The following is a 21309-nucleotide window of genomic DNA, read 5'->3' as shown; positions in this document are numbered from 1 at the left end:
CACCAGGAGGCCACCATGAACAACCTGCACCGCGAGCTCGCTCCCATCTCCGATGCCGCGTGGGCGGAGATCGAGGAGGAGGCGACCCGGTCGTTCAAGCGGAACATCGCCGGCCGCCGGCTCGTCGACGTGAAGGGCCCGATGGGGGCCGACACGGCCGCGGTGACGCTGGGCCATCGCAGCAAGATCGACTCGCCGGCCGACGGCATCCAGGCGTTCATCAGGCGGACGCAGTCGCTGGTCGAGTTGAAGGTGCCGTTCACCGTCTCGCGGGAGGCCATCGACGATGTGGATCGCGGTGCGCAGGACTCCGACTGGGACCCGGTCGTCGAGGCCGCACGCCAACTCGCGCTCGCCGAGGACCGCGCGATCTTCGAGGGTTACGCGGCGGCGTCGATCACCGGCATCCGCTCCGAGGCCACCGCGACCCCGATCCAGCTGCCCGAGGACGTCCGCGACTACCCGGAGGCCGTCAGCCAGGCATTGACCACGCTGCGGCTCGCCTCTGTCGACGGGCCGTACTCCGTCGCCATGTCGGCCGACGTGTACACGCAGGTCAACGAGACGTCGAACCACGGATACCCCATCCGCCAGCACATCCAGCGGCTCCTCGACGGGGACATCGTGTGGGCGCCGGCGATCCGCGGCGCATTCGTCATGAGCACCCGCGGCGGCGACTTCGAACTGACGATCGGGCAAGACGTGTCGATCGGCTACGACTCCCACGACGCCGACGTGGTGAACCTCTACTTCCAGGAATCGTTCACCTACCTCACCCACACCGGGGAGGCGGCCGTCGCGTTGTTCGGCGGCTGATCGACGGGAGACCGACGTTCGCCCTTTAGCGGAGGCAACTAGTCTGGCGCAGGTGATCGTGCCATGTTGACCCGCCTCATCAGTACGTACCTGCAGCGGTACCGCATCAACATCGTCATGGTGGTGTCGCTGCAGCTCGTGGCGACCGCGGCGATGCTGTACCTGCCGAGCCTCAACGCCGACATCATCGACAACGGCGTGGCGACCGGCGACACCGGTTACATCATGCGCATCGGCGGCTGGATGCTGCTGGTGAGCGTCGTGCAGATCGTGGCGACGATCATCGCGCAGTTCTTCGGCGCCCGGGCCGCTCTCGGTGTGGGCCGCGACATCCGCGGCGACCTGCTGCACCGGGTGAACTCGTTCTCGGCCCGTGAGGTCGGCACCTTCGGCGCACCGTCGTTGATCACGCGCACCACCAACGACGTCCAGCAGGTGCAGATGTTGATCGTGATGAGCAGCGCGATCCTCGTGATGGCTCCCATCATGTGCTTCGGCGGGATCATCATGGGTATTCGCGAGGCCCCGGCACTGTGGTGGGTCATCGCGATCGCGGTGCCGATTCTCGGGCTGTCGATGGGTCTCGTCATCGCCCGCATGATTCCCGGGTTCCGGTCGATGCAGGAACGCATCGACGCGGTGAATCGTGTTCTGCGCGAACAGATCACCGGTATCCGCGTGGTACGCGCCTTCGTCCGTGAAGAGTACGAGCGGAAGCGTTTCGGCTCCGCCAACGACCATCTCGCCGACGCCACGCTACGGGTCGGCAAGCTGATGGCGCTGATGTTCCCGCTGGTCTTGGTGATCACGAACGTCACGATCGTCGCGGTCATCTGGTTCGGCGGGCACGCAGTGTCGGACGGCAACGTCGAGATCGGCGCGCTCACCGCGTTGATGAGCTACGTGATGCAGATCCTGATGTCGGTCATGATGGCGTCGTTCCTGGCCATGATGGCGCCGCGCGCCGCGGTGTGCGCCGAGCGCATCACCGAGGTCCTCGACACCGAGACCTCGGTGCATCCGCCGAGCGACCCGATCGGATTCGCCGGCCATCCCGGAACCGTCGAGTTCGACGCCGCCGAGTTCCGCTATCCGGGCGCCGACGATCCGGTGCTGAGCGGCATCTGCTTCCGCGTGACGCCGGGAACCACGACCGCCATCGTCGGTTCGACCGGGTCCGGCAAGACGACGCTCCTAGGACTCGTGCCCCGCCTCATCGACGCCACCGAGGGCAGGGTCAGCGTCGGCGGCACCGACGTGAAGCGACTCGATCCCGACGAACTGCGTTCGGTGATCGGCCTGGTCCCGCAGCGGCCGTACCTGTTCTCCGGGACCATCCGGTCCAACATCCTGCACGGCAAGTCCGACGCCACCGACGACGAGATCTGGGAGGCGCTGCGCATCGCCCAGGCCGACGAGTTCGTCTCGGCGATGCCCGACGGCCTCGACACCCGCGTCGCCCAGGGCGGCACCACCGTCTCCGGCGGACAGCGGCAACGGCTCGCGATCGCGCGTGCACTGGTCCGGCGCCCCGCGATCTACCTGTTCGACGACTCGTTCTCGGCCCTCGACCTCACCACCGACGCCAGATTGCGGGCGGCGCTGCGTCCGGCTACCCGCGACGCGTCGGTGATCGTGGTCGCGCAACGTATCTCGACCATCGTCGACGCCGAGCAGATCGTCGTCCTCGACCGGGGCCGCGTCGTCGGCATCGGCACACACGACGACCTGCTGACCTCGTGTCCCACCTACGCCGAGATCGCCGAATCCCAGCTGGCCATGGAGGAGCGCGCATGACCCGCCCGGGTGGACCGATGGCCGCCGGCGGCCCCGAGTCCAAGCCGCGCTCGTTCTGGCCGTCGATCAAACGGGTTGTCGCCCAGCTCGGTTCGTACCGCGGCCTGATGACGGTCACCCTCACCTCGATCGTCGGCTCGGTGATCCTGCTGGCCATCGCGCCGCGCGTCCTCGGACATGCCACCGACCTCGTCTTCAACGGGGTCATCGGCCGCATGCTGCCGGCCGGCGTGTCGAAGGACCAGGCGGTCGCAGGTCTGCGGGCCCAGGGTGACGACACCTTCGCCGACATGGTCTCGTCGATGGACGTGACACCCGGCGTCGGAGTGGATTTCGGCGACGTCGGCCGAGTCCTGTTCATCACCTTCGCGATGTACGTCGTGGCGTCCGGGATGGCGTGGCTGGCCGCATACCTGCTGAACATCATCGTGGTCGAGACGATCCGGGAGCTGCGCGCCCGAGTCGAGGAGAAGGTCCACCGTCTGCCCCTGCGGTACTACGACACGATGCCGCGCGGTGAGCTGCTCAGCCGGGTCACCAACGACCTCGACAATCTGTCGCAGAGCATGCAGCAGACCGTCGCCCAGTTCGTGAACTCGGTGCTGACCGTGATCGCCCTGCTGGTGATGATGATCTGGATCTCGCCACTGCTCGCACTGATCGCGGTCGCGACCGTCCCGCTGGCGATCGTCGCGACCGCCGTCATCGCGAAGCGTTCCAAGCCGCACTTCTCCGCGCAGTGGGCGTCGACCGGGGCTCTCAACGCCCAGGTCGAGGAGGCGTTCACCGGCCACGAGCTGGTCACCGCCTTCGGCCGTCAGCGCGAGATCGAGGCCACCTTCGACGAACGCAACGAGAAGCTGTACCAGTCGAGTTGGCGTGCACAGTTCATCTCCGGCGTCATCATGCCGACCATCATGTTCCTCGGGAACCTCAACTACGTGGCCGTCGCCGTCGTCGGCGGCCTGCGCGTGGCGTCGGGTTCGCTGAGCCTCGGCGAGGTGCAGGCGTTCATCCAGTACTCCCGCCAGTTCACGCAGCCGCTGACCCAGATCGGGTCGATGATCAATCTCATGCAGAGCGGTGTCGCCTCTGCCGAGCGCATCTTCGACATCCTCGACGCCGACGAGCAGACCCCGGACGTGGCGAACCCCAAGACCCCCGCGGTCGACAACGGGCTCATCGAGTTCGACGACGTCTCGTTCCGCTACGTCGAGGACAAGCCGCTGATCGAGAACCTCACCCTGACAGCGCGTCCCGGACACATGGTCGCGATCGTCGGACCGACCGGCGCCGGCAAGACCACCCTGGTCAACCTGATCATGCGGTTCTACGACGTCGATTCCGGGACCATCCGCGTCGACGGCGTGGACTCGGCCGAGATGACCCGCGATGACCTGCGCGAGCGCACCGGCATGGTGCTGCAGGACTCGTGGCTGTTCGGCGGGACGATCTTCGACAACATCGCCTACGGCGACCCCTCCGCATCCCGCGAGGAGGTGCTCGAAGCCGCCCGGATGAGCCACGTCGACCATTTCGTCCGGACACTCCCGGACGGTTACGACACCGTTCTCGACGACGAGGGCGGCGGCGTCAGTGCCGGTGAGCGTCAGCTCATCACGATCGCCCGGGCGTTCCTCGCCCGGCCCACGATCCTCATCCTCGACGAGGCCACCAGCTCCGTCGACACCCGCACCGAGCTGCTCATCCAGAAGGCGATGGCCAACCTGCGCACCGATCGCACGAGTTTCGTGATCGCACACCGACTCTCGACGGTGCGCGACGCCGACGTGATCGTCGTGATGGAGGACGGTCACATCGTCGAGCAGGGCAACCACGAGGAACTCCTCGCCGCCCGCGGCGCCTACTGCCGCCTCTACGAGAGCCAGTTCACCGGGGCGATCGAGGCGGGCTGACCTCCCGCTCCCCGAGGTGCGAAGACCGTGGGTAGTCACCAGGGGGCAGGTGTCGCCTTTCGTATCGCCCGGCGACACGAAAGGCGACATCTGCCGCGAGCTCAGTCTCCGCGCCCCCGCTCGAGCTCCCCGGCGATCTGGCGCTCGAGGCGTTCGGCGGCCAAGGGCGGCACGTCGATGAGCCCGTCGAGTTCGGCGCGCGCCTTCTTGTACGCGGCCTGGCGTTCCGCGGCGGTGGCACCCGAGTCGGAGGCGACGCTGATCAGCTTGCGGGCGCGGTCGAGCGCTTCCCGTTCGATCGGCGAGAAGCCGGCCTGCTTGCGGCGTCGTGCCTCCCGTTCCGCGGCGTCGAAGGTCGCAGCGTAGTCGCCGACCGCGTCCCGGTAATCAACGAAGTCCGCCGGGGCGAGCGTCGTCTCGGTGTCGCCGGCGTGCGGCGGTTCCGGTCTCAGGTCGTCGGCGTGGACCCGCGCACGATGGAAGGCGAGGGTGAGGGGTTCGCGCATGTCGGTCATGAGCGGGTACTCGATCAGCGTGGCCAGGTCGAGTTCGTAGGCGAACCACTTCTCGTTGAGCCCGTCATGCTGCTTGAGTGTCTTGCGGAGTTGCTCGACGGACGTCGTGGTCAGCTTCAGTTGTTCGGTCTGAGCGGCGGCCTTGATGCGCGCGAGTTCGATCTTGTCCTTGCGCCGCTTCTCGTTGTACTTCGCGATCGACCCGGCCCAGCCGCCGACGACACCACCGATGGGGAAGATCAGCCACCAGTTGTTGCTCGCGAACTCGAGAATGCCGGTCACGTTCTCAACTGTACCGAGGTGGACGGTCCGCGATTAGGGTGAACGCATGGCCGATCCGCGTGCGCCACAGCTCGCCGTCGACACCCTCGACGAGTGGCGAGAGTGGTTGCGCGACAACCACCAGAGCTCGTCCGGTGTGTGGCTCATCTTCTGGCGCAAAGACTCCGGACGCGAGCCGCTCGACTACGACGAAGCGGTCCGGGAGGCGCGCTGCTGGGGCTGGATCGACGGCCACAGCCGTGTCTTCGACGACGCGCGGCGCGGCCTGTGGTTCACGCGGCGTGGCCGCAACAGTCCGTGGGCGGCGTCGAACAAGGCGCGGGTCGCCGACCTGATCGAGTCCGGCCGCATGCAACCGGCCGGCCAGGCGGTCATCGACGACGCCAAAGCACGTGGCCTGTGGACCATCTTCGACGACGCCGAGGCCGGCATCGAGCCCCCCGAACTCGCCGCCGCCCTCGACGCGGACCCGACGGCCCGCGCCAGCTGGGACGCCTTCCCACCCAGCGCCCGGAAGATGGGGCTGGCTCAGATCGCGCTGGCGAAGAGACCCGAGACCAAGACCAAGCGGATCGCGACCATCGTCGAGCAGGCCGCGCAGAACATCCGCCCCTGACTGTCGGCTGAGCCCTCCCCGCTGGTTGAGCCCCGTCGAAACCCCTACAGGTCCGGGATCGGCAGGTCCAGGTTGGGGGCGATGATCCCGCCGTCGACCTCGAGGATCTTGCCGGTCACGTACGCGCCCGCCGGCGATGCGAGGTAGAGCGCGGCGGCGGCGATGTCCTCCGGCTCGCCGAGCCGGTGCATCGGGGTGGCACTCTCCACGGCGGTCCGCATCTCGTCGTTGCCTGCGACGATCTCCAGCGACGAGGTGAGGATCGCGCCCGGCGCGATGCCGTTGACCCGGATCTTCGGGTTCAGGTCCATCGCGGCGATCCGGGTGTAGTGCGCCAGAGCGGCTTTCGCGGTTCCGTAGGCGGCATACGCGCGACCGGGCACCCGGCCGACGGCCGAGGTGATGTTGATGATCGAGCCGTGACCGGTCGTCGCGAGCATCTGCTTGGCGCCGGCCACGACGAGCGCGTGAGCGTTGGCGACGTTGAAGTCGAAGGCGTCGACGAGGTGCTTGGGAGTGGTGTCGAGGAGCGGCCGGGGCATCGCGCCGCCGACGTTGTTGACGATCGTGTCCAGCCGCCCGAACTCCTCCACCGCCGCCTGGGCGAGCGCGGCGGCGGCGTCGGCATTGCTGAGATCGACCGGGACGACGTGGGCGCGCCGCCCGGCGTCGGCGATCTGTCCGGCCACCTGGTCGAGGTCGAACTCGCTGCGCGCCGCGATCACCACGTCGGCACCTGCCTGCGCGAAGGCCACGGCGATGGCCGCACCCAGGCCGCGACCGGCACCGGTGACGACGGCGACATGGTCATCGATACGGAATCTGTCGAGAATCACTCCCCGACCTTGCCACGAACGGGCCGGAAACGAGAACGTGTTCTAGAAACTGGCCTTGCTCAGTAGTCGCGGCCGGGTGTGACCACCGAGATCAGTTCCTCGCCCGCCGCGAATCGGCGCACGTTTTCGGCCAGCCACGGCGCCATCTCGCGTGTCAGGCCCGAGGCCGGGTTCGCGACGTGAGGAGTGATGATGACGTTCGGCAGCGACCACAGCGGGTGGTCCTCGGCCGGCGGTTCGGGATCGGTCACGTCGAGCGCCGCGCCGGCGATCTCACCGTCGACCAGCGCTCGGTACAAGGCCTCCTCGTCGACCAGCGGACCGCGCGCGATGCTCACGACCCACGCGTGACTCGGAAGTGCGGCAAGGGTTTCGGCGTTGATCATGTGCCGCGTCTTCGCCGTCGACGGCGCGGCGAGCACCACATGATCGACCGAGGACCACACCGAGTCCAGTTCGCTGGAGCGTCGCACCTCGTCGGCGCCGGGCACATCGCGGCCCGAACGGTTCACCGCGACGACACGCGCTCCGCACGCCTTCAACCGCGGGCCCAGCGACGCGCCGATGCCGCCGGCGCCGATGATGGCGACCGTCGAACCGTGCAGCGACCGCACCGAGGTGTCGATCCGCTCCTTGTCCCAGTGCCGCGTGACCGCGGTGTTGATCTGGCGGAGACCGGCGAGAAGCAGCGCGAGCGCGTGCTCGGCCACGTTCTCGGCGTAGAAACCGGCCGCGTTGGTCCAGACACGGCGGTTGTCGAGGAGGCCGGCATCCAGGAAGTCCTCGATACCCGCCGTCTTGAGGGCCACCCACTCGACGGCATCCGGCAGCTCGGGGAACTCGGCGGGCGGGCCGATCCAGACCAGTACCCGCGCCTCGTCGAGCCCGACGATCGTGCCGCCGGCGCCCTCGACTGCGGCGACGAGGTGCTCGTCCCGGTTGGGCTCGACGGCGACGGGCAGGCTGCTCACCGGGTGACCGCCCGGGCCGCGGTGGTCGCGAGTTCGTCGGCGATCTCGTTGAAGTGGTCACCGGCGTGACCCTTCACCCAGCGCCACTCGACCTCGTGACGCTTCTCCTCCTCGATGAGGCGGCGCCACAGGTCGGCGTTCTTCACCGGCTTCTTGTCCTTGGTCTTCCAGCCGTTCGCCTGCCAGCCGGCGACCCACTTCATGATGCCGTTCCGCACATAGGTGGAGTCGGTGTAGATGATCACCTTCGACGGCCTGGTCAGCGCGGCGAGACCCTCGATGGCAGCGGTGAGTTCCATCTTGTTGTTCGTGGATTCGGGTTCCGACCCGGAGATCCGCTTCTCGGTGCCCTTGTACCGCAGAACCGCACCCCACCCGCCGGGCCCGGGGTTGCCCAGGCATGCGCCATCGGTGGATATCTCCACGACAGCCGCACCATCGGTGCTGGTCGGGTTCTCGGAAGAAGGGTTCGCGGGATCTGTCACGCAGGGAAGCCTACGGCAGCGCCACGACGACTCCCCAGACCGATCCTGTCGCAGAACCACGCCGGCCGAAGCTCTCGCTCCGTGACACCACCCCCGCCGGACCCCTAGTGTGGACACATGGCTGTCTGGGATCCAGCACGCTATCTGCAATTCGCCGACGACCGGTCGAGACCCTTCCTCGACCTGATCGCGCAGATCCCCACCAATCCCACGACGATCGTCGATCTCGGATGCGGCCCGGGTCATCTCACCAAACATCTGCGCGCCCAGTGGCCGAGCGCCGAGATCCTCGGCATCGACGAGTCCGCGGCCATGATCGACCGTGCCATCAGCGACAACTTCGATCCACGCGCCAACTTCGACGTCGCCGACGTGGTCGACTGGACACCGCACCGCACGTTCGACCTGATGATCTCGAACGCGATGTTCCAGTGGGTCCCCGACCAGCTCGAGGTCATCGACCGTCTGCTGGGCCACCTCTCCGACGGCGGCGCCTTCGCGATCCAGGTCCCCAACGGGCACGACGCCCCGTTCCGCACCGCGCTGGCCGATCTCGCCACGACCGAACCGTTCGCCGAATCGCTGAGCGAGGTCAAGCCGCTCCCACGCCTCGACGCCGAGGACTACCTGCGGTTCTTCGTCGATCGTGGTTTCCGGGTGAACGCGTGGGAGACCACCTACCTGCATGTCCTTGGCGGCAACGATCCGGTGTTCGACTGGATCTTCAGCACCGGCGCCCGGTCGTACCTGCAGGCCTTGCCCACCCATCTGCGCGAGGAGTTCGTCCCCGAGCTCAAGCGTCGGCTCGCCGAGGCCTACCCTCGCCACGACTGGGGCACGCTCATGCCGTTCCGGCGCGCCTTCGCGGTCGCGACGCGCCACTAAGCGGCTCCCGGATCACGCCCCGGTCAAGCTTTGGCCACCTCCACCACTCGGACCTGCCACTTCTGCAACACTGGCATCAGCCGTAGCCACAGGGGGTCCCCATGTCCCGACGCAGCCGTGTACGCCTGCGCCCGTTCTCGCACGCCCTCGTGGTCGGTGGCGTGACCGTCGGCCTGGTCGCGGGCCTCCTCTCCGCGGCGGCCTCCCCCGCCGCCGCGGCGGCCTGCAACGTCACCGGCATCACCGGTGGCGACGTCGGCAGCACGGGCAGCTCCGGGTCCAGCGACCTCGGCTGGGGCAGCATCGACTTCGGTAGTTACCGCGCCGACGGCAAGAAGCCGCAGGGGCCGCTGCCCAAGCTCAAGGGCGCGACCACCGCCGTCTCGTGGGTCACCGGACCGCGGAGCCCTGAACGCACCGACGCCCGCTTCGGGATCACCGCCACCGACGTCGGGGTGCCGTGGGACAACGGTTCGGGTCAGGTCCTCATGGCCTTCGGCGACACCTGGGGTAAATGCGCCGGTCAGATGGTGTGGCGACACAACACGATGCTCCGCAGCGACGCGAACTCGAATCTCGACAAGGCCATCCGCTTCCCGACCGCCATACCCGGGTCGGTCCGCTCCGGCGCATCGGTGACGCCCGCGCATCCCACCTATTCGCAGCCGATGTTCAACGCAATAGGCGTCCGCAACACCGAGGTCGGACGCATCCCGACCGGCGGCATCTCGATCAACGGCACCCAGTTCCTGAGCTTCATGTCGATCCACAAGTGGCTGGGTCCGGGACGATGGGCCACCAACTACTCGGCGATCGCGGTGTCACGCAACAACGGTCAGACCTGGACCGTCGACAACAACACCATCCGTGCGAACCTCGAACTGACCGTGCCCGGCGTACCGCAGATCGCGCAGGGCCACAGCCGATTCCAGATGGGCGCCTTCCTGCGCAGCGGCGACTACATCTACCAGTACGGCACGCCCAACGGCCGGCACGGCTCGGCGTTCGTCGCTCGCTTCCGACCCGCGGACATCCTGAATCTGAGCCGCTACCAATACTTCCGGGGCGGCAACGCATGGTCGCCGAACCCGGCCGACGCCGCGCCGATCGTCGGGCGGCCGGTCAGCGAGATGTCGGTGGCCTACAACAACTACCTCAAGAAGTTCGTCATGCTCACCGAACGTGCCGGCACCGTCATGATGCGCACGTCCCCCACCCCGGTCGGCCCGTGGAGCGGCGAGCGCGTGCTCGTCTCCAACAAGCAGTCGAGCGGCCTGTACACGCCGTACATCCACCCACGTTCGAGCGGAAAGAATCTGTACTTCGTGGTGTCGCGCTGGGACGACTACAACGTGATGCTGGCGCGCACCGACCTGTCCAAGTTGTGAGGCCGCTGCCATCATGAACCGGTGAGCGAATCATCGACGACGCGCATCGTCCTCATCCGAGCGGTCAACGTCGGCGGCGCCAAGCTGCCGATGGCCGAACTACGGGAGATCGCAACCGAACTCGGAGCCACCGATGTCTCGACCTACATCGCGTCCGGCAATCTTCTCTGCTCACCACCGGGTGATCCCGCCGAGTTCGACCGTGCACTCGGGCACGAGATCGAGAAGCGCTACGGGTTCTTCCGCGAGGTCGTCAGTCGCACACCCGCCGAAGTGCGGGCAGCGCTCGACGCGCACCCCTTCGAGGTTGTCGACGACAAGTACTCCTACGTCTACTTCCTCGTCGCCGAACCCGATGCCGACAAGGCTGCCGCCTTCGAGGGGAAGGACTTCGGCGGTGACATCAAACGGGTGATCGGCTCCGATCTCCACATCCGCTACGCCGAGGGCGCCGGCCGGTCGAAACTCACCGCTCCTGCGATCGCGCGAGGGCTGGGTGTGCAGGGCACCGGCCGTAACCTGCGCACTGTGCGAAAGCTGCTGGATCTCACCGAGGGCTGACGAGATCTGCGGGTCAGCCGCGCGACAGGACCCGCGTCACGCGATCCAGGTCGGCGAGCTGATCCGACGTGGGCGCCTCCCACAGTTTCTTGGGCAGGGCCTCGAGCGCCTTGACCGCCGATTCGGCGCTGTCGAGGACCTCGGTGGCCTCGTCGCCACCGGTCTCGGCAGCCGCGATGAGCCGGTCGTCGAGTTCGAAGACCGCGTCGTCCAGCCGGTCGCGCGCCGACACCAGTTCCTCGTCGAGTGGGATGGCCGGATTGGCGTGCACGTCGGCGATCGCGTAACGAATACGCCGATGCAGCAATGCCTCTCGGCTGTTGTCAGTGGTCCAACTCGCCGGTGCGCGTCCTGGCCGGCCGGGGATGAGGTCGGTGGACCGCGCGAAGTTGCGCACCCGTTTGTCGGAGTCCCAGGCGAACCACGCCGCCCCGCCCAGGACGAACAGTGCGACCACCACGGTCGCGACGATGATGATGACCGCGATCATGACCGGATCACCCGATTCGGCACGCTTCGCACACGATCTCGCATGGTGTTCAGCCTACTCAGGCCGAGCCCACTCCCTTGGGCGCCTTGCCCGACATGAAACCGAACAGGTATCCGGCGACGCGTCGCATCTGGATCTCGTCGGCGCCCTCGGTGATGCGGTAACGCCGGTGGTGACGGTAGATGTGCTCGAACGGTTCGTGCCGCGAGTAACCCTTGCCGCCGAACACCTGCATGGCCTGATCGGCGGCGTCGCAGCACAACCGGTTGGCCTGGTAGTTGCACATCGACACCTCCGCCGACGCCGCGAAGTTGCCGTAGGTGTCCATCTTCCAGGCCGTCTCCCGGATGAGCGCGCGGACCATCGCGCAGCGCGTGTGCAGGTCGACGAGCGGGAACTGGATCGCCTGGTTGGTCGAGAGCTTCTTGCCGAACGGCGCCCGCTCGTTGGCGTACTCGACGGCACGGTTCACGCAGTATTGCGCCGCACCGAGACTCGAAGCGGCCTGCCGAATCCGGTTCTCGTTGAAGAAGTGCTGCACCACCTGCAAACCGGCGCCCTCCTCACCGAACACCGCAGACTCCGGCACCCGCACATCGCGCAGGCTGATGTGCGCGTGATCGGTGGGCATGTTGAACGTCCACAGGTACTCCTCGACAGCGAAACCCGGCGCCTGCGGGTCGACGAGAAACGCGGTGATGCCCCGTGCGTCACCGGGTTCGCCGCTCGTGCGGGCGAAGACGATGTCGCGGTGGGCGGCGTGGATGCCGGTGTTCCAGGTCTTCTCGCCGTTGATGATCCAGTCGTCGCCGTCGCGAACCGCGGTCGTCTCCATGTACGTCGCGTCGGAACCGTGCTCGGGCTCGGTGATTCCGAAGGCGAAGAACTTGGTCCCGGCAGCGAGCCCCTCGACCCACTCCTCCTGCTGTTCGGGGGAGCCGTACGCCAGCATCAGCAGCAGTCCGATGTTGTTGCCGACGATGGCGTGCTCGTTCTGCAGATCGCAGTGCAGGCCCAGCCCTTTCGACGCGAGGTGCTCGCGGATGATCGCCATGGAGAGGTTCGATCCGTCGCGGCCACCGAACTCCTTGGGGAACGGGTAGCGGAAATGGCCCGCGGCGTCGGCCCGCCGACGCGCCTCGCCGAGCAGCGCCTCCCATTCCGCATTCGGCAGACCACCGCGCTCCCAGTCCGTGCGCGAGTCCTCACGCCGGTGGTCGAAGAACCGGATGTTGTCGTCGGCCTGCTCGAGCGGCTTGATCTCCGCCTCGATGAAGGCGTCGAGTTCTTCCAGGTAGTCGCTCAGCGACTCGGGCAGTGCGAAGTCCACGGTGAATCCTTCTCGATCGGGTGTCACGCGGTCACGGATGCGGGACCGCGAAGTACTTCGGGTTGGCGACCAGCAACCGCGCCCGGACGTCGGCGGCGATCGCTGCGCGCACCTTCTCGTCGGTGCCGTCGAGTTCGCCGGACCGCAGCGCGTCGCACAGGGCACGCTGATCGGCGACGCCCAGGGCCGCCAGGCGCTGAGCACTCTCCGCGGCGTGGGTCGCGCCGAGCAGCACCTGGCGCCGGACGACGTCCACGACGTTGCCGGCGACCCGGGTGTGGAACCTGACCTGCGGTGACATCTCGGCGGTCACGGAGTCGGAGCGCAGGAAGCCGGCGAGGGCATCGAGCAACTCGAACGACGACGGCGACCCGTGCGGCTCCTCGTCGGGGACAGTGGCTTCGACGCCCAGCGGATCCGGGACAACCTCCGGCGAGACGACTCCCAGATCGAGCAGAGCGTCGAATTCCTGCTCGGCACTTCGTCGTCCGATCGCGGCGAGTTCGACGGACCGTTCGATGCCGTCGAGGTGCCGGTTGGCCTGCACCGCACAGATCAGACCCCACTTCACCGTGGCGTACAACTCCCACCAGCGGAGGGCTTCTTCGGTGGGTCGCCACCCGGCCACCTCGGCATAGGCGTCGAGAAGTGAAGCACGCTCGCCCATTCCGGCGACCGGGGTGGCGCCGCCGAAACGCCAGGCCTTCGCGCACAGCCAGCCGAGATCCTCGACGGGGTCGCCGATGTGGACAAGTTCCCAATCGAGCACCGCGGCAACACCATCGGCATCGACGAGGAGGTTACCGAGCCGGAAATCACCATGGACGACGCAGGAACCGGGAGACGACGGCGGCGGATTGGCCACGAGCCACTGGGTCGCGAGGACCAGGCCGGCCGGCATCGCGTCGAACTCACGCGGGAACAGCGCGTGAAGCGCCTCGACCGGGTCGACGAGTTCGTCGAGTCCCGGCGTCTGCGTGGCGTCGATGCGGTGGACGCGCGCCAGGATCCCGCCGCACTGCTCGACGAACCGGCCGCGTGCGGCGGCATACGTGTCGTCGCGGAGGATCCGCCGCGGGATCGACTCTCCACCGATGAAATTCATTGCCAGGTAGGGGAACCCGAGGACGCTGTCGTCGCCCAGGCCGACGTCGAGGATCTCCGGCACCGGAACCCCGGCGTCGGCGGCGGCCCGCAGGACCTCGGCTTCCGCGCCCAGTCCCCCGTCGTCCTCCGCGGCCGGAACGGCGCGGATGATGATCGGTTCGGGTACGCCGGCGGCGTCGACGAGGGTCGCGGCGTAGGTCGCGCGACTCGCGCCCGCGGGTAGTTGCCTGGCGGATTCGACCGACACCGGGGCGCCTCGCATCGTGCCGAGTCGTTCGGCGACTCGTGCGGCGACTTCGCCGGCCTCAGGCACTCCCACGCAGACCCATCCCTTCACGCGCCGATCGACTGCCGTGCCGGTGTAATCCCCGACACAGCGAAGCTAGCACGGAAGCTGAATCCACTGTCAGAAAAACGGCCGTGGCGGCCCGGCGTCAGCGCGCCGGGGTCTGGAACTCCGGCTGATCGATGATGCGCACCCAGGATCCGTCGGAGCGTCGGGTGACGACCTGTGCGCGAGCACCTGCGCCGTCGCGCGGCGGGGTCGAGGTCAAGGCCACATCGTCGCCGAAGACGAGCGTCGGCAGCGGGGGTTCGGCGACGAAGGTCGGCCGGTGTTCGAGGACCGAGGCCCAGAGGTCCCGGATCGCCGCCCTGCCCCGGGTGACCTGCCCCGGCGGGAAGGCCATGACCGCGTCCTCGTGGTAGATGGTAGAGCGACGCGACGGCGTCGGCATCGCCGGCGTTGGAGAACTCGACGAAGAGTCGGGTGACGTCTTCGGGGGTGCGGGCGGTTTCGCGGTTGGTCATGACTTCCTTTCAGCTGGACTTTCCAGGCTCCTTCACCATGCGTCGCCGGCATGAATAATTCCAAGTGATGGTTGTGATGGTGGGTATCATCCTCAGTTATGGAGATGCGCCAGCTCGAGTACTTCGTCGCCGTGGCCGACGAGGAGAGCTTCACCTCGGCGGCGCAGCGGGTGCACACCACGCAACCCAACATCAGCGCACAGATCCGAGGCCTCGAACGCGAGCTGGGATCAGCGCTCTTCGATCGCTCCGCACGGTCGGTCCGGCTCACCGATGCCGGGCGGGCCGCCCTCCCCGCAGCTCGCGCGGCTCTGGCTGCGGCCCGAGAGGTGACCGATGCGGTGTCAGAGGTTCGCGGCCTGCTCCGCGGGAGTCTGTCGGTGGGAATGGTCGAGGGGTGCACCATCGCACCGCTGTTCGCCGCATTGGGCACCTTCGGTTCCGCCCATCCGAAAGTCGCTCTGAGCCTGCGGGAATCCCCATCGGATCAACTGATCTCCTCGGTCGTCGACGGCAGTCTCGACGTGGCGCTGACCGGCTACGGCGACGAGCTACCGCGCGGCATCGAATCACTCACCGTCATCGCCGAACCCGTCGTCGCGGTGGTCCCGGCCGACGTAGAGCGAAGCACCTCCACCGGGCTTGCGGACCTGCGACAACGGTCTCTCATCTGCCTGCCGCGCGGCGCGGGTATCCGGGCCGTCTTCGACGACGCCGCAGTCGCGCAGGGCGGTCCCATCCGACCCGCGATCGAGGCGTCGTCTCCCGACGCGATCGTCGAATTGGTGTGCGGCGGCATGGGAACCGGCATCCTGAGTGCATCCATCGCCGCGGCGGACGATCGGGTAACCGGCCTGCCGATCGAGGGCGTCGACGTCCGCGCACGACTCGGCTTCCTGTGGAGAAGCGACCCGTCTCCCGCGACGCGACGGTTCGTCGACGTCGCCCACGAGGCCTTCGGCCTCGGTCCGGACTGACGCGGCGAGCTCAGCTCGCCAGCGCGTCCCCGGTCTCTTCGGTCGGCTTCTCCGGAACAGCCGGGTCGATCGGATCATCGGTGGGTGCGCCGGCGATCCAGTCGCCGATGCTCAATCCGCGACGGCCCCAACGATGGTCGAACCTCTGCGCCCGCGCGGTAGCCTTCTCCAGCTTGGCCGGCGAGTAGCGGCGCCGGGCCCACGTCGACTTCGGCCGGGCCAGACGGATGGCACCGGCCCACGCGAAGATCGGGATGAAGACGCCGACGATCGCGGTCGAGTACTTGCCCTTGACGACGCAGAAGATGGCGGCGGCGATGTTGATCGGTGCGGTCAGGGCGAACGCGATGGGGCCGAACTCGACGTCCGCCTCCACGTTGAACGGGTTGAAGCCGAGGATGACCATCCCCAGGGCGGCCACCGTCAGGGCGACGACCTGCACCGAGAGTTGGCCTTCGCGTGACCAATACACGTCCTGGAGACGGAGGATCAGCGCGAACTCGTCGAGCACCAGCGATGCGCCGACCCCGACCAGGACAGCACTGATCGACGCACCCGGTTCGACGCCGTTCACGCCGACGGAGATGAACGCCCCGACGATCATCAGGGCGAGCCCCGGGACCATGTGGTGGACGTGGAGGCCATCGGACACGTTGTTCTTGAACGGTCCCTTGCCGGCGCGGATCAGCCGGGTGATCACCCGTGTCACCACGAAGGTCACCGTGAACGAGGCGAACAACAGGAACAGCGGAAGTCGTTGATGTGTCAGATCATCGAGGAACTCCACCGTCGACTCACTCCCTCATCATGCGGGCACGATGCCCGTGCGCCGCTGCTCGATGATCAGGCAGCGGTCCTCCACGTAGAGCAGTCCGGCGTCCTCGGCGATCTTGCGGGCTTCCTCCGACCGGATTCCGAGCTGCAGCCACAGCGCCGTCGCGCCGGCCTCGACCGCGGCGCGCGCAACGTCGGCGCACTCGGGACCGGGGCGGAACACGTCGACGAGGCCGACCTGTTCGGGGACGTCGGCGAGCGATCGGTGGACCTTCTCGCCGACGATCTCGTCGGCGGTCGGGTTGACCGGGATGATCCGCCACCCGAGGTGCTTCATGTGCGCGGGCACCTCGTTGGCGGGCTTGGCCGTGTTGGCACTGGCACCGACCACGGTGATGGTGTCGTAGGTGGACAGGATCTTCTCGACGATCTCGTCTGTGGTGCGGGGGCCGGCGGAGTCTGGGGTAGCCATTCTGTGAGTGTATGTGCCGACGACGGACGATTCGCCACGTCACCGGCGATCGGAAGGGTCAGCGCATCACACCGTGAAGGACGATGGCCACCAATCGCTCTGCCCAGGTGTCGTCGAATTCCTGGTCCCGCAGCAGAAGCACGTGCAACATCGCCGATCCGCCGACCACCTCGATCAGACGGTCGGGGTCGACGTCGGGGTGCACCTCGCCGCGTTCGACCGCGACCACCAACCTCTCGCGCACACCGCCGAAGACCGCGGCGAAGCCGGCGTGGACACGGGCGGCGAGGGCCGGGTCGGCGGACATGTCGGCGATCAGGCCGGGCAGCGCGACCCGGGTCACCGGTCTCGCGAACAGGTCCCGGGCGGCGTCGACCATCGACCGCAGATCGGCCTCCATCTCTCCGGTCGACGGAGGTAAGCGCGTCATCTGCGCGAACACCACGTCGTGTACGAGCTCGGCCTTACCCGACCATCGCCGGTACAGCGCCGTCTTGGTGGTACCCGCCCGCTCGGCGATCGCGGCCATCGTCAGGCGGTGGTAGCCCACCTCGACGACGAGTCGGGCCGCGGTGTCGAGCACCGCGGAGTCGATCCGCGCATCACGGGGCCGGCCGGCTGCCGCCTCGACGGATTCCGCTCGATCAAGGCCGGCAGCAGCGAGACCAGCACCATCACGTCCAGCGTCCATGGGCCCAACTCTCGTCGCAGTCGCTGTTTTGCCGAAGTCGCTGCGGTCCCGCGACCCGTCTGCTGTCATTACGCTACTCACCGTAGCGAATCTTGGGGGTGCCCGTGGCCACCGAACCCGCCGTCGAACGCATCGACCACCTACAACGATCCAGCAGGGACAACACCTCGGTCCCGGACATCCTCGCGTCTTGGCTCGCCCGACAACCCGACACCCCCGACGCCACTCCGGAGGTGACGGTCGCGGCCGGTGGCGACGCCAACGGCATGTCGTCGGAGACCATCCCGGTCACCGCGACCTGGCCGGGCTCCGACACCCGCGAGTGGGTGATGCGGATGGCGCCCGCGGCCGGTGACATCCCGGTGTTCCGCACCTACCGGATGGACCATCAGTTCGAGGTCATGCGCAAGGTCGCCGCACTGACCGACGTCCCGGTCCCGCGCGTGCATCACCTCGAGCCGACGGGATCGCTACTCGGTGCGCCGTTCTTCCTCATGGACCGTCTGGAGGGTGACGTGCCGCCCGATGTCATGCCGTACACGTTCGGCGACAACTGGTTTGCCGACGCGGACCCGGCCGATCGTCGTCGTGCGCAGGACTCCGCGGTCCACGTCATCGCCGACCTGCACGCCATCCCCGACGCGGCGGAGCACTTCGATTTCCTGCTCGACGACCTGCCCGCGGGGGACTCGATCCTGGCGCGACTGCTCGCCTGGCTGCAGGACTGGTACGACCTGTCGGTCGAGGACATCGGTAGGTCACCCCTCGTCGAACGGGCTCTGGAGTGGCTCACCACGAACTTCCCCGACGACGCCGCCTCCGCCGACCCCGTGCTGTCGTGGGGCGACTCCCGGCTGGGCAACATGATGTTCGTCGACTTCGAACCGACCGCCGTGCTCGACTGGGAGATGGCGAAGATCGGCCCACGCGAGCTCGATGCGGCATGGGTGATATTCGCGCACAGCGTGTTCCAGGAGCTCGCGACGATGGCCGGACTTCCCGGCCTACCCGACCTCCTCCGCGAGGAGGACGTCCGCGCAACCTATCGGGAACGTTCCGGCGCCGAGCTGGGCGACCTGCGCTGGTTCTATGTCTACGCCGCCGTGCAGTGGTGCTGCGTCTTCATGCGTACCGGCGCCCGACGCGTGCACTTCGGCGAACTCGAGCGGCCCGACGACGTCGACGGCACGCTCTTCTACCACCGTCCACTGCTCGAACGTCTCCTCGAGGAAGGCTGATCGCATGTCCGGTCTCGGACCGCTCGACGAGTTCCCGATTCATCAACTGCCACAACCGATCGCGTGGCCCGCGAACTCCGATCGCAACTTCTACGACCGCGCCTATCTCAACGCCCACGATCGCAGCGGCAGCATCTTCTTGATAACCGGGATCGGTTACTACCCCAACCTCGGGATCAAGGATGCCTTCGTCCTGATCCGGCGTCGCCAGGACGACGGTCCGGACACCCAGACCGCGGTGCACCTGTCCGATGCCATCGACGGTGATCGCCTCGACCAGCATGTCGGCGGTTACCGGCTCGCCGTCGACGAGCCCTTGCGCTCACTGCATCTCACTCTCGAGGAGACCGAGGGTATCGCCGTCGACCTGCACTGGGAAGGCCTGTTCGACCCAGTCCTCGAGCAGCCCCACATCATGCGGCAGGGCACCAAGGTCACCCTCGATGCACAGCGCTTCGCCCAGGTGGGCACCTGGCGCGGGTCCATCACCGTCGACGGCGAACACATCGCGGTCGACCCGTCCACATGGATCGGGACCCGCGACCGATCCTGGGGAATCCGGCCGGTAGGCGAGCCGGAACCCGCAGGGCGACCGGCAGATCCGCCCTTCGAAGGCATGTGGTGGCTGTACGTGCCGATGGCCTTCGACGACTTCCAGCTCGTCCTCATCGTCCAGGAGGAGCCCAACGGATTCCACACCCTCAACGACTGCTCCCGCGTGTGGAAGGACGGCCGCGTCGAACAACTCGGCTGGCCGCGAATCTCGGTGCACTACGCCTCAGGGACCCGGATTCCCACCGGTGCAACCATTTCCGCCACCGCATCGGACGGATCGGCGGTGACGTTCGAGGTGGAGTCACTTCTCCCCGTCCCGATCCACGTCGGGGGCGGTTACGGTGGCGATCCCGACTGGCTCCACGGTGTCTGGCGAGGTGAGGACTTCACCGAGCGGCTCACCTACGACATGACCAGCCCGGAGATCGTGGGGCGCATGCCGTTCGGCGTCATCGACCACGTGGGACGGGCGACCTGCCGGGAAGGCGACGGCACCACCCGCACGGGCTGGGGCCTGTTCGAGCACGGTGCGCTCGGCCGCCACGACCCGTCGGGCTTCGCCGACTGGCTCAGCGTCGCACCCTAGTTCAGACTCGACAGGAATTCGTCGATCCGCGGCCACGTCTGCTCGACGGCCGCCGACCCGGCGATGAGTCCGAGATGGCTGGTCTCGACGGTCGCGAACTCGACGCGAGGTGACCCGGTGAACAGATCGACGCCGTGGTGGGCCGCCGCCCAGCTGACGATGGCGTCGCGGTGGCTGCCGAACAGTTGCACCGGCACCGAGACCTTCGCGAGGTCGACGGTGACGTCGTCGAAGGTGAGGACGCCGCGTGCCAGCTCGCCGCGCATGATGAAGTTTTCCCACATCTGCTCGGACGCCTTGCCCGGATATCCGGGCATCGTCTCCTGGAAACGGTCGATGGCCTTCATCCGAGTCAGCGCCTCGGTGTCGTCGGCGTTGCGGATGATGTAGCCGGGCTTCTTGAGTTCCCGCTGCCAGGCGGTGCCGCGGTAGGCGGTCCGCACGAGCGGGGCCGGGATGCCACCCAGGGCTCGCAGCGCGAGCGACACCGGTTTGGTCCCGATGGGCCGCATCAGGGTCTTCACCAGCGGGTACGGCGGGACCTGGTCGTAGTCCAGGGGGGTTCCGACCGCTGTGATCGACCGCACCGGCAGACCAGGGTCCGCGGCGGCGGTGAGGAACGAGATGGTGCCGCCGAGACTCCAGCTGAGCAGGTCGACGCCCTCGCCGGTCGACCGGCCGCCATCGAAGTCCGCCAGGGTCGCGGCGATCGCGCCGGGCACGATGTCGGCGAAGAAGTCGGCGAACCCGAGGTGGCGGTCGCCGCGGGTCATGTCCCCGAAGTCGAGCACGTACGGCACCCGTCCGGTGGAGAGCAGGTGTTCGACGACGCTCAGTCCCGGGGAGAGGTCGTAGCAGTCGGTCGACACCGCCAGCGGCGGGACGAGCAGCACCGGCCGCGTCGAGGCCCGCCGGGCGGAGTCGAGTTGTTCGACCGTGCCGTACCGCCGCACCTGCCGGTGCGGCGCGGTCACGAGCACGGTGTGCGGGGTTTGGTGCGATTCCCCGATCTCCCCGCCTCGGGCCAGGTGAACCAGCGTCGCGACGCCGTCGAGACCACCCATGACCGCTTCCCCCTTCACTTCGTCCGCCCCCGCGGGCGCGCGTGATCGCAGGCCATTCAACACGGTGCGTCGGCGAGCGACATGGTTGGGGCAGAGCGTGGGCGGGTATGTCCGGATCGAGGCACCACGGCGGGAGGCCGGTGCCGG

Annotated in this window: 21 protein-coding genes and 1 pseudogene; 10 read left to right on the top strand and 12 right to left on the bottom strand. The window is 67.8% G+C overall.

Annotated elements, in window-relative coordinates:
• The first annotated feature begins 15 nt into the window (after positions 1-15).
• The 3 genes from BJF87_RS18770 (at position 16) to BJF87_RS18760 (ending at position 4529) form a co-directional block, all read left to right on the top strand.
• Positions 16-816: a family 1 encapsulin nanocompartment shell protein gene (locus tag BJF87_RS18770; protein WP_006358031.1), complete on the top strand. Its 801-nt coding sequence runs from the start codon at positions 16-18 to the stop codon at positions 814-816.
• A gap of 63 nt (positions 817-879) precedes the next feature.
• Positions 880-2613 carry an ABC transporter ATP-binding protein gene (locus BJF87_RS18765; RefSeq protein ID WP_035753675.1) on the top strand — a complete coding sequence of 578 codons (1734 nt, stop codon included), beginning with the start codon at positions 880-882 and terminating at the stop codon, positions 2611-2613.
• On the top strand, positions 2610-4529 hold the full coding sequence (locus tag BJF87_RS18760) for an ABC transporter ATP-binding protein (protein ID WP_042377116.1): 1920 nt from the start codon (positions 2610-2612) through the stop codon (positions 4527-4529). The genes BJF87_RS18765 and BJF87_RS18760 overlap by 4 nt, the downstream gene beginning before the upstream one ends.
• 101 nt (positions 4530-4630) lie before the next feature.
• On the opposite strand, the gene BJF87_RS18755 is transcribed toward BJF87_RS18760, so the two are convergent.
• The gene (locus BJF87_RS18755; RefSeq protein WP_042377118.1) at positions 4631-5326 is read right to left on the bottom strand and encodes a hypothetical protein; all 696 of its coding nucleotides are present in this window, start codon (positions 5324-5326) and stop codon (positions 4631-4633) included.
• A gap of 46 nt (positions 5327-5372) precedes the next feature.
• On the opposite strand from BJF87_RS18755, the gene BJF87_RS18750 reads away from it, so the two are divergent.
• On the top strand, positions 5373-5942 hold the full coding sequence (locus BJF87_RS18750; protein WP_006358035.1) for a YdeI family protein: 570 nt from the start codon (positions 5373-5375) through the stop codon (positions 5940-5942).
• 44 nt (positions 5943-5986) lie between these two features.
• Here the strand turns inward: BJF87_RS18750 and BJF87_RS18745 are convergent, their stop codons facing one another.
• From BJF87_RS18745 to rnhA, 3 genes are read right to left on the bottom strand one after another with little or no spacing between them, the layout of a single operon-like run.
• Positions 5987-6778, bottom strand: a complete 792-nt coding sequence (locus tag BJF87_RS18745) for an SDR family oxidoreductase (protein WP_006358036.1) — start codon at positions 6776-6778, stop codon at positions 5987-5989.
• A 59-nt stretch (positions 6779-6837) separates the two neighbouring features.
• Positions 6838-7749 (bottom strand): D-isomer specific 2-hydroxyacid dehydrogenase family protein, encoded by a 912-nt coding sequence (locus tag BJF87_RS18740; protein WP_006358037.1) that lies wholly within the window; start codon positions 7747-7749, stop codon positions 6838-6840.
• Positions 7746-8234, bottom strand: coding sequence for a ribonuclease HI (rnhA, locus tag BJF87_RS18735; protein WP_006358038.1), 489 nt, complete (start codon positions 8232-8234; stop codon positions 7746-7748). Before rnhA ends, BJF87_RS18740 begins: the two co-directional genes overlap by 4 nt.
• 117 nt (positions 8235-8351) lie before the next feature.
• Here rnhA and BJF87_RS18730 point away from each other — a divergent pair, with 117 nt between their 5' ends.
• From BJF87_RS18730 to BJF87_RS18720, 3 genes are all read left to right on the top strand, one after another.
• The gene (locus BJF87_RS18730; protein WP_006358039.1) at positions 8352-9119 is read left to right on the top strand and encodes a methyltransferase domain-containing protein; all 768 of its coding nucleotides are present in this window, start codon (positions 8352-8354) and stop codon (positions 9117-9119) included.
• Between the two features lie 101 nt (positions 9120-9220).
• Positions 9221-10507, top strand: a complete 1287-nt coding sequence (locus BJF87_RS18725; protein ID WP_075863721.1) for a DUF4185 domain-containing protein — start codon at positions 9221-9223, stop codon at positions 10505-10507.
• 21 nt (positions 10508-10528) lie between these two features.
• Complete coding sequence (locus BJF87_RS18720) at positions 10529-11068, top strand: DUF1697 domain-containing protein (RefSeq protein WP_006358041.1); 540 nt, start codon at positions 10529-10531, stop codon at positions 11066-11068.
• A gap of 13 nt (positions 11069-11081) precedes the next feature.
• On the opposite strand, the gene BJF87_RS18715 is transcribed toward BJF87_RS18720, so the two are convergent.
• The 4 genes and pseudogenes from BJF87_RS18715 to BJF87_RS18700 form a co-directional block, all read right to left on the bottom strand.
• Entirely contained in the window at positions 11082-11558 is a 477-nt protein-coding gene (locus tag BJF87_RS18715; protein WP_006358042.1) for a hypothetical protein, read from the bottom strand.
• A 58-nt stretch (positions 11559-11616) separates the two neighbouring features.
• Positions 11617-12888 carry an acyl-CoA dehydrogenase family protein gene (locus tag BJF87_RS18710; RefSeq protein ID WP_006358043.1) on the bottom strand — a complete coding sequence of 424 codons (1272 nt, stop codon included), beginning with the start codon at positions 12886-12888 and terminating at the stop codon, positions 11617-11619.
• 31 nt (positions 12889-12919) lie between these two features.
• Positions 12920-14314 (bottom strand): phosphotransferase family protein, encoded by a 1395-nt coding sequence (locus tag BJF87_RS18705; RefSeq protein ID WP_035753826.1) that lies wholly within the window; start codon positions 14312-14314, stop codon positions 12920-12922.
• Between the two features lie 115 nt (positions 14315-14429).
• Positions 14430-14805 (bottom strand): annotated as a pseudogene (locus tag BJF87_RS18700) (YybH family protein).
• A gap of 98 nt (positions 14806-14903) precedes the next feature.
• Here BJF87_RS18700 and BJF87_RS18695 point away from each other — a divergent pair.
• Entirely contained in the window at positions 14904-15782 is an 879-nt protein-coding gene (locus BJF87_RS18695; protein ID WP_006358046.1) for a LysR family transcriptional regulator, read from the top strand.
• A 10-nt stretch (positions 15783-15792) separates the two neighbouring features.
• Here BJF87_RS18695 and BJF87_RS18690 read toward each other — a convergent pair whose 3' ends face one another.
• From BJF87_RS18690 to BJF87_RS18680, 3 genes are read right to left on the bottom strand one after another with little or no spacing between them, the layout of a single operon-like run.
• Positions 15793-16569 (bottom strand): hypothetical protein, encoded by a 777-nt coding sequence (locus BJF87_RS18690; RefSeq protein WP_006358047.1) that lies wholly within the window; start codon positions 16567-16569, stop codon positions 15793-15795.
• A gap of 18 nt (positions 16570-16587) precedes the next feature.
• Positions 16588-17028, bottom strand: coding sequence for a CoA-binding protein (locus tag BJF87_RS18685; protein ID WP_006358048.1), 441 nt, complete (start codon positions 17026-17028; stop codon positions 16588-16590).
• A gap of 58 nt (positions 17029-17086) precedes the next feature.
• Positions 17087-17719, bottom strand: a complete 633-nt coding sequence (locus BJF87_RS18680; protein ID WP_035753667.1) for a TetR/AcrR family transcriptional regulator — start codon at positions 17717-17719, stop codon at positions 17087-17089.
• A 104-nt stretch (positions 17720-17823) separates the two neighbouring features.
• Here BJF87_RS18680 and BJF87_RS18675 point away from each other — a divergent pair, with 104 nt between their 5' ends.
• Together BJF87_RS18675 and BJF87_RS18670 are read left to right on the top strand one after the other, a co-directional pair.
• A complete protein-coding gene (locus tag BJF87_RS18675; RefSeq protein ID WP_006358050.1) occupies positions 17824-18957 on the top strand; it encodes a phosphotransferase family protein in 1134 nt (377 codons plus the stop codon).
• 4 nt (positions 18958-18961) lie between these two features.
• On the top strand, positions 18962-20098 hold the full coding sequence (locus tag BJF87_RS18670; RefSeq protein ID WP_035753664.1) for a hypothetical protein: 1137 nt from the start codon (positions 18962-18964) through the stop codon (positions 20096-20098).
• On the opposite strand, the gene BJF87_RS18665 is transcribed toward BJF87_RS18670, so the two are convergent.
• Positions 20095-21162, bottom strand: coding sequence for an alpha/beta hydrolase (locus tag BJF87_RS18665; RefSeq protein WP_006358052.1), 1068 nt, complete (start codon positions 21160-21162; stop codon positions 20095-20097). The genes BJF87_RS18670 and BJF87_RS18665 overlap by 4 nt on opposite strands.
• Positions 21163-21309: the final 147 nt, after the last annotated feature.

Origin of the sequence: Gordonia sp. CNJ-863 (genome assembly GCF_001942325.1) — a bacterium.
Lineage (GTDB): Bacteria > Actinomycetota > Actinomycetes > Mycobacteriales > Mycobacteriaceae > Gordonia > Gordonia alkanivorans.
Note: the sequence above shows the minus strand (reverse complement) of the source record. Positions and strands in the feature narration are given on the sequence as shown.